The following is a 9,278-nucleotide window of genomic DNA, read 5'->3' on the forward strand; positions in this document are numbered from 1 at the left end:
CCGGTCATTCTGCCGCCGACGTCAGCGCCCGCCGCAGGGCCTCCCACACCCGGGGATCATTCATCTGAGCCACGTTGAAGCGCATGAAGTGCGACGCCGTCTGCGACACGCTGAACACGTTGCCCGGCGCGAGCACGACGTTCTCCTCCAGCGCGGCGCGCGCCACGGCGGTGGCGTCCACACCATCGACGAGGCGGCACCACAGGAAGAAGCCGCCGCGCGGCATCAGCCAGGGCTCGATGCCGAGCGCTTGAAGTTTTCGCGCGACGTCGCGGCGCGAGCGCGTGAGCCTCTGCCTGAGCTCGTCCATGTGCTTGCGATAGCTGCCGCCGGCCAGGACCTTCGCGATGATCTCGGCCGCGACCGGGCTCGGCCCGCCAAAGCTGGTTGCGACCTGGAGATCGACGAGGTGCTCGATCCAGTCGGCCCGACCCGCGATGTAGCCGCAGCGCACCGACGCCGACAGCGTCTTGGAGAAGCTGCCGATGCGGACCACGCGGTTCAATCCGTCGAGCGCGGCAAGGCGCGGCGAGCGCTCCGGCTCGAAGTCGCCAAAGATGTCGTCCTCGATGATGGTGAGGTCGTGCGCGGCGGCGGCCGTGAGGATCCGGTGCGCGGTCTGGAGCGACAGCGTCGCGCCGGTGGGGTTGTGCAGTGCTGAATTGGTGATGTAGAGCCGCGGCCGCTCGCTGCCCAGCATCTGCTCGAAGCGCGCGACGTCCGGGCCCGACGGCGTGGTGGGAACGCCGACGACCTTCGCCTGATGGGCCCGCAGCAGAGCACGGAAATTGAAGTAGCAGGGATCATCGACTACGACCGTGTCGCCGGGGCGAAGCAGGAAGCGGCAGACGAGGTCGGTTGCCTGCGTCCCCGAGCCCGTCAGCACGAGTTGGTCGAGCGACGCCTCGATCCCGTCCTCGGCGAGGTGCGTGAGCAGCCGCCGCCGCAGCGCCAGTGCGCCGCGCGTGCTGCCGTGGTCGGTCAAGAGAACCGCATCGGTCCGGGATAGCGCTCGGATCGCGCGCCGCAAGCCAGCCTCAGGCATCCAGTCTGCCGGCAGCCATCCGCAACCGGGCTTGAGCACGGCCGCATCGGCATCGAGCGATTGTCGCGAGACCCAGAACGGATCGACCTCGCGGTCGCGCCGGGGCTCGACTTCGGCCAGGGTCAGCGGCGGCGTTGACGTCGGAGCGACGTAGAACCCCGAGCCCTTGCGCGCGCGGATCAAGCCTTCGGCAGCGAGCCGGTCATAGGCCTCGACCACGGTCGAGGGCGAAACGTCCATCGTTGCGGCAAGGCTGCGGATCGAGGGCAGGCGGTCGCCGGCAACGAGCGCGCGGCTTGCGACCTTGGCGCGGACCGCGCTCATTACGTCAGCGGTCCGCGTGCCGTGGCGGCCTTGCATGCGTGTGTCGGTACCCAAAGTGTATGGCCTTCCATACCAATACAGTTTGGCCCGATTGTATTGGATTGTCGCTGGCCGTGCCATGCTCGAAGGGGATAGAAGGCCGAGTCAGGGAAACGAGCGACATGCACTCTTCGGCCAGCGGCTGGGGCAACGGGCTTCTCGGCGTCATCATCTTCAGCGGCTCGCTGCCGGCGACGCGGGTTGCGGTCGGCGGCTTCTCGGCGCTGTTCCTGACGTCGGCGCGCGCCGTCATCGCGGCGCTGATCGGGGCGGCGGTGCTTGGCTTGTTGCATCAGGCCCGGCCGGCACGCCAGGATCTCGCCTCGCTCGTCATCGTCGCCATCGGAGTCGTGGTCGGCTTTCCGCTGCTGACCGCGCTGGCGCTGCAGCACATCACCTCCGCGCATTCGATCGTCTTCATCGGCCTCCTGCCGCTGGCGACCGCGATCTTCGGCGTGCTGCGCGGCGGCGAGCGGCCGAAGCCGCTGTTCTGGCTGTTCGCCGTGCTCGGCAGCGCCACGGTGGCCGGCTTCGCCTTCTCCAGCGACGGCTCGGCCTCGCTCACCGGCGATCTCCTGATGGTGGCCGCGATCGTGCTGTGCGGCCTCGGCTATGCCGAAGGCGCCGCGCTGTCGCGCCGCCTCGGCGGCTGGCAGGTGATCTCCTGGGCGCTGCTGCTGGCGCTGCCGCCGATGCTGGCGCTGGCGATCTGGACGTGGCCATCGGACTGGAGCGGCGTCGGCGCGCCCGCCTGGATCGGGCTCGCCTATGTCTCCGTCTTCAGCATGTTCGTCGGCTTCATCTTCTGGTACCGCGGGCTCGCCGCCGGCGGCATCGCCCGGGTCGGTCAGTTGCAGCAGCTGCAGCCGTTCTTCGGCCTCGCGCTCGCGGGCTTCCTGCTGGGGGAGCCGGTCGCGGCCAGCATGGTCGCCGCGACCGCGCTCGTCGTCGTCTGCGTCTTCCTGGCGCGGCGGTATGCGTGAGGCCTGCGCCTCACTGCTGCCCCATCACCGTCCGCGTCAGCGCGCTCCTTGCGAACTTCTTCAGCGGCATCGGCTTGCCGAACAGGAAGCCCTGCACGAGGTCGAAGCCGAGCTCGTTTGCGGCGACCAGGTCGGCGCGGCTCTCGACGCCTTGCGCCACCGCGCGCGCGCCAAAGCCTTGCGCCAGCTCGACGATGTGACGGCACACCGTGCGCTTCAGCCGATCGCCGCCGCTGCCGGTGACGAACTGCCGGTCGGCCTTCAACTTGACGAAGGGAATCCTGTCCAGCTCCATCAGCGACGGCCAGTTGGCGCCGAGATTGTCGATCGACAGGCCGATATTGTGCAGGCCGACCTCGCGCGCGACGTCGGTGAGGAGGTCGAGGTCGCGGATCGCCTCCTCGCTGTCGATCTCCACCGTCAGTCCGCCGAAGGCCGGATGCGTCGGCACGCGGCGGCAGAGATCGCGCACCGCCTGCGGCTCCCTGAGATAGGAGGCGGGAAGATTGATCGACAGATTCACCGGGCTTTGTTGTTCGAGAAGATAATGCCAGTCTCGCACGGCACGATCGACCACGAACTCCGACAGCTCGCGAAAATGCGGATCGTGCGGCTCCGGGATGAAATAGGCCGGCGGCACCACGCCCCAGGTCGGATGCCGCATCCGCACCAATGCCTCGGCGCCGCTGCGCACCAGCGTGCGCGCGTCGATCTTGGGCTGATACCAGAGTTCGAGCCAGCCGGCGTGCAGGGCCTCGCCGACATGCACGGCCGGGCTCGGCGCCGGCTCGTCCGGCAGCAGCATCGCAACGCGCTCGCGCAGTGTCTCCGCGGCAAACGGCGTGGTGAGCGGCGGCAGCATCGCAAGGCCGTATTCCTCGCCGACCTGCCGCACGGCCTTGACGATGATCGAATCGCGGGCGCCGACGGCGAGGACCCTGCCGCCGAATCCCTCGCGCACCAATATTTCGAGGAATCGTCCCGGCTCGATGCCGTCGGCGGCGACGCCGAGCAGGATCAGGTCCGGCAGTTCGGTGGCGAGCACGGTTTGCAGCTCGTCAGCGCTGGCGCATTCGCAGGTGACGAAGCCGAGATCCTCGAGCACCTCGCTGAGAAAGGCGCGCAAGTGGCGCTTGCTGTCGGCCACGCAGGCGCGCGGCGTCACCTTTCGCCGTCCGAAGGTCACAGGCCTCCGTCCGACGAGTTCACTCATCCCATCGCTCATCCTACACCACTCCCGTTCCGTGACGGTTTCTTAAACGCGGAGCGTGGGTTCAAATAAGGAGAGCTTCACATCGTTCTTGAATTATCTGAGTAACGTTAAGCTCTGCAATTCGAGCTAATTTGTCGAGGATCGCTCGAAGAGAAAGCAGACCCAAGCCTTGCAGGCTGCCAACTCCGACGAGCGCGGAGGTCTCTCTCGCGCGCGGCGCTGAATTGGCGGCGAAGGACCGATGTCAGGACGTTCGCTTCGCGCGATGCGCGCAGGTTCTTGCCTTTGCTCGCAGGCGGCTCCGCGGCACACGCGCGGGCCGGCGGCCATGAATGTGAAGCGCATCACACGTGCGCTGCTGCACTCGCGCTAATGCTCGGCGGAGCCGGTGGTGGGCTGTCGAGGATTACAGCAATGACGACGCGGCGGATGATGTATTGGTGGTTCAGGTTCGTGCTGTCGGGGCGGTTTCTCGATCGCTTCCTGAGCCTGCCACGCGCGCCGAACTAAGGGGCAATGTGATTGCCCCTTTGTGCCGAGCGCGCTCAGGTTTGCCCGATCAGTTTGCGGAACGCGGCAGCGCCGTCCTGCATCGCATCGCGCCCCTTCCAGGCCAGATAGGTCAGCTTGCCGCCGAGTGTGTCGTGGCTGCGCAGTCGACGCGATCCGAGAATGTGGCCGACATTGTCGGGGAAGCGGCTCACCTCGGCCGACACCAGCGCCGCGATCGCGTCCATCAATTGCTGGAGACGGACGCCCCACTCGCAGTGCTCGAAGCCGTCGATGCGGACCTTGAGCGCATATTCGGTGTCGTAGATCTCGGCGAGCAGATCGCGGGCGACCAGCACCCGGTTGTTCCGGAGCGCGACGCGAAGCGCGAGGCGCTTGTCGTCGAGCCGGTCGAGAACCATGTGGACGACGCAGGCATAGGGCGTGGCGGCGACGTCTGCGGCGGCCTTGCCCGCCGCGGCCTTGGTGGCAAGCCGCGCCAATTGCCAGAACGGCTTCACGCGCCGCGCCACCAGCGCCAGCGCGAAGGGCAGCGCCTCGGGATGGGCCTTCTTGAAGGCGTCGAGCTGCGCGGTGATCTGGGCGACCTGGCCGTCGTCGAACTTCGTGATCTTCTCAGGCAGCTTCTCGTTGAACTTGGGCAGCGCGTCGCCGGCGCGCAACACGTGAAGCATCTTCACGACATCGTCGAAGGCGGTGCGCGAGGCCGTGTATTGCGCGAGCTTGGCGCGCGCGGATTCGGTGCTCTCGGGCGAGGTGAGGGTGTTCTCGAGAACCTTGACGACCTTGGTCTGGAAGGTCGAGGCGATCTTCTGCACTTCCTTCGGATTGTTGGCGGCGACCTGATCGTTGATGGCCTTGATATAGTCGCGCGCCATGGTCGGCAGCAGGTCGCGGCAGATCCACTCCCAGATCGGGGTGAGGGTGTTGCGCGAGATCCGCCCCATATTGGCATGCTCGGGTGCACCGTCGATCAGCAGCAGCTCGAGAGGCGCGAAGAAATTGCGCGAAGGATTGGTGGCGCGCGCCTGGGTCGATCCGTCTTTGCGGAACTCGGCGCGCAAGCGGGACTGGATCTCGGCCGAACCCGGCATGTCGATGCCGCACAGCTCGAGCCGTTCGAGCTCGCTGAGCAGACAGCTGCGCGACAGCGGCGTGAGCCTCTGCAGAAATTCCGACAGCCGATCGATCTCGTTCATGCACGCAATCTTTCGCAGCGTGTTCCCGCGGGCTTGCGGGCCCAATGCGTGGAGGCATTTGCGCGCTCTCAACCTGCGTAGAGAAGCAAGTCGCCGTTAATTAATCCGTAAAAACCGGGGGGTGGCCTGGTCTGAAGGTGAGCGGGCCAGTCAGACCTCCGGCCGACCAGCAACGATTTGAGCAGGAACTCAACCCCAGCGTGGTTAAATCCGACGCCACGCAAGCACAAATTGTGCCGAAGTCGCCATTTTTGCATCAAACGGCCTAAATCCCCGTATTCCTACGGAGCAAAAAGTTAACCACAGACCTGCCCCGGTTCCGCTAAATGAGTGACATGGGGTCACGGAACGATACGGCCACTGATTCGCGGTCTTCGGAATGGCACGAAGACAGCGCTGCTTCAGCCGATGAGCCCGATCTCGTTCGCCTGAGCGCCGTCCGTGCCAAGGCGGCCGACGAAATGGCGGCCGCCATCGCCCGCGAGCTCAACGGCCCCCTGACTGCGCTCCTGCTCTACATGGGCGAGATCAAGCATCACAGCGATCAACTCGCGCCTGTCACGGGCGATCGTGCCTACTTGCAGCGGGTGGTCGAGAACGCGCTGGCGCAGACTGAACGCGTTTGCGGGTTGGTGAAGCAGCTTGCCGGCCCTCACAAGGGCGGCCTGCCGGTCGCGTCCAGCACCGAGGAGGCGGAATCGAAGGTCACCCGCGTGCTACAGCCGCAGCGCCTGCCGGGGGCCGAGCCACTCGGCCCCTCGGGCCAGAAACGCCTGACCAAGCGCGAGCGCGAGGTGCTGAGGCTGATCAGCGAAGGCTATTCGAACAAGCAGGGCGCGCTTCGCATGCAGATCAGTCCGCGCACCTTCGAGAGCCATCGCGCGGAAGCGATGCGCAAGCTCGGGGCGCGCAACACCGCGGACCTGGTTCGTGCGGCATTGCTGCATTCGATCGACTAAGGCAGACCGGTTGTTCGGGCGCGGCCCGGGAGGTCTCCCGAGGAGTTTTGCGAGTCTCGTCGCTCAGAAATAGTCTTCGGCGAACGGACGTGCGCGCGAGGCGGGACGCAGCGGCTTGATCTGTTCCTTCGGCGCGTTCGGAATGATCGTGATGGTCCAGCGCGGCGGCACGCTCGATTCCTGCTCCAGCACCGAACGCACGAAACCGGTCACCGTCGACTCGCCGGCCTTCACGGTCGCCATGCGGCCGTTGAACTGTGCGATGCGGAATCGGCGCACTTCCTTCTGGTCTGCGGTCTCGTAAGTGAACATGGAAAACCCTCCTGGTTTTCCGGGGACTATCGCCATCTATGATTAGCCATCGGTGAATATCCCAAACCGTAGAAGTACGGCGGGAATACACGCGCGGGTGGTCCAGAGCATTTTCGGCGAAGTAGCTGCCGGGTTACGAAGAGGGCGCATCAAGAGGGGATCGGACCTTCCGGCTCCTGCGCGCGCGCGGCGGCGTAGGCGGCCTCCATCAGGTCCAGCAGCGCACGGAACTCGGCCTCGCCAAGATCTCCCGCGGTCTTCTCCAGCTGCAGCGCCAGCGCGGCGAGCCTGACATAGCCGAACGTTCCGGCCGCGCTCTTCAGCGAATGCGCTTCGCGGGCGATCCTGGCGTGGTGCTGCGCGAGCGAGAGCGTGCGGAACAATTGCATGCGCGCGCAGGTCTCGCTCCAGAACACGTCGCGGACTTCACAGGCACCGTCCTCGCCGATCTCGCGCACCAGCGCTTCATACGCGCCCGGCTCGCGCGCGGGATCGGCATCGGGCGCCTTCTGCGCCGGCGCAGCGGTTGCTTCGAACATGGGCTTGCCCGCCTTGATCACTCTTCGTCGTCGCGCGGCACGTGCAGGCGCGAGGTGTGCCCACGCGTCTACGGCATTCGGATTTCAGTTCCGGTAGCAGGATGGCCGGTGTTTGCAGGCCGGCGTTAGCCGGCGGTTTACCAACCGACCGCTGCGGTCAGGACACCCGGACCAGCCGGTCGTACTGGCCCTTCACGGAGGCGTAGCATTCGCATGCTGTCTGATGCAGGCCGTCCAGGTTGGTGATCTGGATGTGTCCACGGCTGTAGTGGATCACATTGGCCTGCTGCAATGAGTTGGCGGCCAGCGACACGCTGTTGCGCCGCGCCCCGATCATCTGTGCCATGGTCTCCTGGGTCAGCAGCAGCCGGGAGTCGCCCGACAGATCATGTGTCTGCAAAAGGCATCGCGACAGCCGCGACTCCACCGGATGGGAGGCATTGCAGCCCGCGGTCTGCTGCACCTGGGCGTAGACCGCCAACCCGTGGCGCGTGAGCAGCGTGCGCAGGGTGCTGCTCTGGTCGGCGGCGGCCCGCAGCCGGTCGAGATCCATCACCGAGGCGACGCATGGAACGAGCACGATGGCGGTGTTCAGTGCACAGGCATCACCCATGGTCGACAGCGTCCCGAGCAGGCTGTCGCGGCCGATCATGGCGACCTGCACACGCTCACCCTTCGCCAGTTCCACCACCAGCGAGATGACGCCGCGGTGGGGAAAATAAGCGCGCTTGAGCGTCTCGCCGGTTCCGACCAGCACTGCGTCATGGGGCAGATCGACCGTCCGCAAATGCGGGCGGATCAATCCATAATCATCTGCCGACAGTGCGGACAGGAAACCGTTGGACGGACGCACCATCGTTTCCAAAGTTGCCTCCCCGCTTCCCTGCACCTTCGATCGCGACACGTGAAATCACGTCCTGCGCGGGCAAGCTCCATCATCTTTGCTTCGGGATATAATGGCAATTGGGACAAGTTGTCCGGAGTGCAGCGCCGCCGTCGCCCAGGACAGATTCACTGACTATTCGATCGTCGGGAGATGCGGACGTGGCAGATCGAAGTCCGCTGCATCGACTTGTTGCAGCAGACGATTGGGCGGGTGGCCGCTCGCGGTGATCCCGGTCGATACAGCGAGCTCGATGGAACGATCGGCGCGGCGCAGGTTGTCGGCTAGGCTTTCGATGATATGAATTCGCGCGTCCGATGTGTTCCGCTCGGCGCTTGAGCTCGGCGTCACACGGTCTGTGCAAGCCGTTCAGGCGGCAGCGCTGCCGGTCGCCGTCGACGATGTCTGGCATAGCATCGACCGATGCCGATCATTGCCTCGCCCGCGGCTCGGTTGGCGCGGCACGAGTCGCTATGGTCATACGGTAACCGTGCGTTTACCGCCCGTGCGAACCGCGGACGCGGCGGCAACACCACAAAGCGCGCCCAGGAGCGCGCCGTTGGTCGTAGTCGGATCGGTCCAACGGCCTGCAGGCCGTCTCTATCGCTCTTCACGAGCAGGACTTTCCTGAACGCTGTGCCTCGCTGTTATCGGGGTGTTTACCTCGCGCGTCGCATTCGTGCGGCGCCGAGCCGGATTTGCCGAAAAGCGCTGCAGCATGCGGCGAAACCGCGAACTTCTCTTCAATATCCGTAGTAGCACGGAGGATGAAATTAACGGGACCGTGAAACGGGATGTCTAACGATCCAGGATAGGCGTCGTCCGTGCCAAGGTGGCTTGGGCGTCGAGTTCAGATCCAGGTCAGTAAGGCGTAGCTCATGGATGATCTGTTGCGGGAGTTTTTGACGGAGACCAGCGAGAGCCTGGACACCGTGGACAATCAGCTGGTGAAGTTCGAGCAGGAGCCGAACAACGCCAAGATCCTGGATAACATCTTCCGCCTGGTCCACACCATCAAGGGCACCTGCGGCTTCCTGGGTTTGCCGCGGCTGGAAGCGCTGGCGCATGCCGGCGAGACCTTGATGGGCAAATTCCGTGACGGCATGCCGGTGACCGGGCAGGCGGTGACGGTGATCCTGTCCTCGATCGACCGCATCAAGGAGATCCTGGCAGGCCTGGAGGCGACCGAAGCGGAGCCCGAGGGTAACGACCGCGACCTCATCGACAAGCTGGAAGCGATGGTCGAGCAGGGCATGGCGGCCATGGCTGCCG

At 65.5% G+C, this 9,278-nt stretch carries 9 protein-coding genes; 3 read left to right on the forward strand and 6 right to left on the reverse strand.

Translation table 11 applies throughout. The features are described from left to right. Positions 1-4 precede the first annotated feature (4 nt). On the reverse strand, positions 5-1,369 hold the full coding sequence (locus tag K408_RS0129985; protein WP_024341939.1) for an aminotransferase-like domain-containing protein: 1,365 nt from the start codon (positions 1,367-1,369) through the stop codon (positions 5-7). Between the two features lie 161 nt (positions 1,370-1,530). On the opposite strand from K408_RS0129985, the gene K408_RS0129990 reads away from it, so the two are divergent. Next, entirely contained in the window at positions 1,531-2,391 is an 861-nt protein-coding gene (locus K408_RS0129990) for a DMT family transporter (protein ID WP_024341938.1), read from the forward strand. Positions 2,392-2,401: 10 nt separating this feature from the next. On the opposite strand, the gene K408_RS0129995 is transcribed toward K408_RS0129990, so the two are convergent. Both K408_RS0129995 and K408_RS0130005 read right to left on the reverse strand, forming a co-directional pair. Next, entirely contained in the window at positions 2,402-3,616 is a 1,215-nt protein-coding gene (locus K408_RS0129995) for an EAL domain-containing response regulator (protein ID WP_024341937.1), read from the reverse strand. Between the two features lie 533 nt (positions 3,617-4,149). After that, positions 4,150-5,313 carry a hypothetical protein gene (locus tag K408_RS0130005; protein WP_024341936.1) on the reverse strand — a complete coding sequence of 388 codons (1,164 nt, stop codon included), beginning with the start codon at positions 5,311-5,313 and terminating at the stop codon, positions 4,150-4,152. Positions 5,314-5,648: 335 nt separating this feature from the next. Between K408_RS0130005 and K408_RS0130010 the strand changes: the two genes are divergently transcribed. Next, entirely contained in the window at positions 5,649-6,272 is a 624-nt protein-coding gene (locus K408_RS0130010) for a helix-turn-helix domain-containing protein (protein ID WP_024341935.1), read from the forward strand. 63 nt (positions 6,273-6,335) lie between these two features. On the opposite strand, the gene K408_RS0130015 is transcribed toward K408_RS0130010, so the two are convergent. The 3 genes from K408_RS0130015 to K408_RS0130025 all read right to left on the reverse strand — a co-directional run bounded on the left by K408_RS0130015 (position 6,336) and on the right by K408_RS0130025 (position 7,979). Beyond that, the gene (locus tag K408_RS0130015) at positions 6,336-6,584 is read right to left on the reverse strand and encodes a hypothetical protein (RefSeq protein WP_024341934.1); all 249 of its coding nucleotides are present in this window, start codon (positions 6,582-6,584) and stop codon (positions 6,336-6,338) included. A 149-nt stretch (positions 6,585-6,733) separates the two neighbouring features. Then, positions 6,734-7,123, reverse strand: a complete 390-nt coding sequence (locus tag K408_RS0130020; RefSeq protein WP_024341933.1) for an Hpt domain-containing protein — start codon at positions 7,121-7,123, stop codon at positions 6,734-6,736. Positions 7,124-7,280: 157 nt separating this feature from the next. Next, entirely contained in the window at positions 7,281-7,979 is a 699-nt protein-coding gene (locus K408_RS0130025) for a Crp/Fnr family transcriptional regulator (RefSeq protein WP_196232421.1), read from the reverse strand. Positions 7,980-8,884: 905 nt separating this feature from the next. On the opposite strand from K408_RS0130025, the gene K408_RS0130035 reads away from it, so the two are divergent. Further along, a partial coding sequence (locus K408_RS0130035) for an Hpt domain-containing protein (protein WP_028146064.1) occupies positions 8,885-9,278 on the forward strand: 394 nt, incomplete at its 3' end.

This window comes from Bradyrhizobium sp. in8p8 (genome assembly GCF_000426845.1).
Lineage (GTDB): Bacteria > Pseudomonadota > Alphaproteobacteria > Rhizobiales > Xanthobacteraceae > Bradyrhizobium > Bradyrhizobium japonicum_C.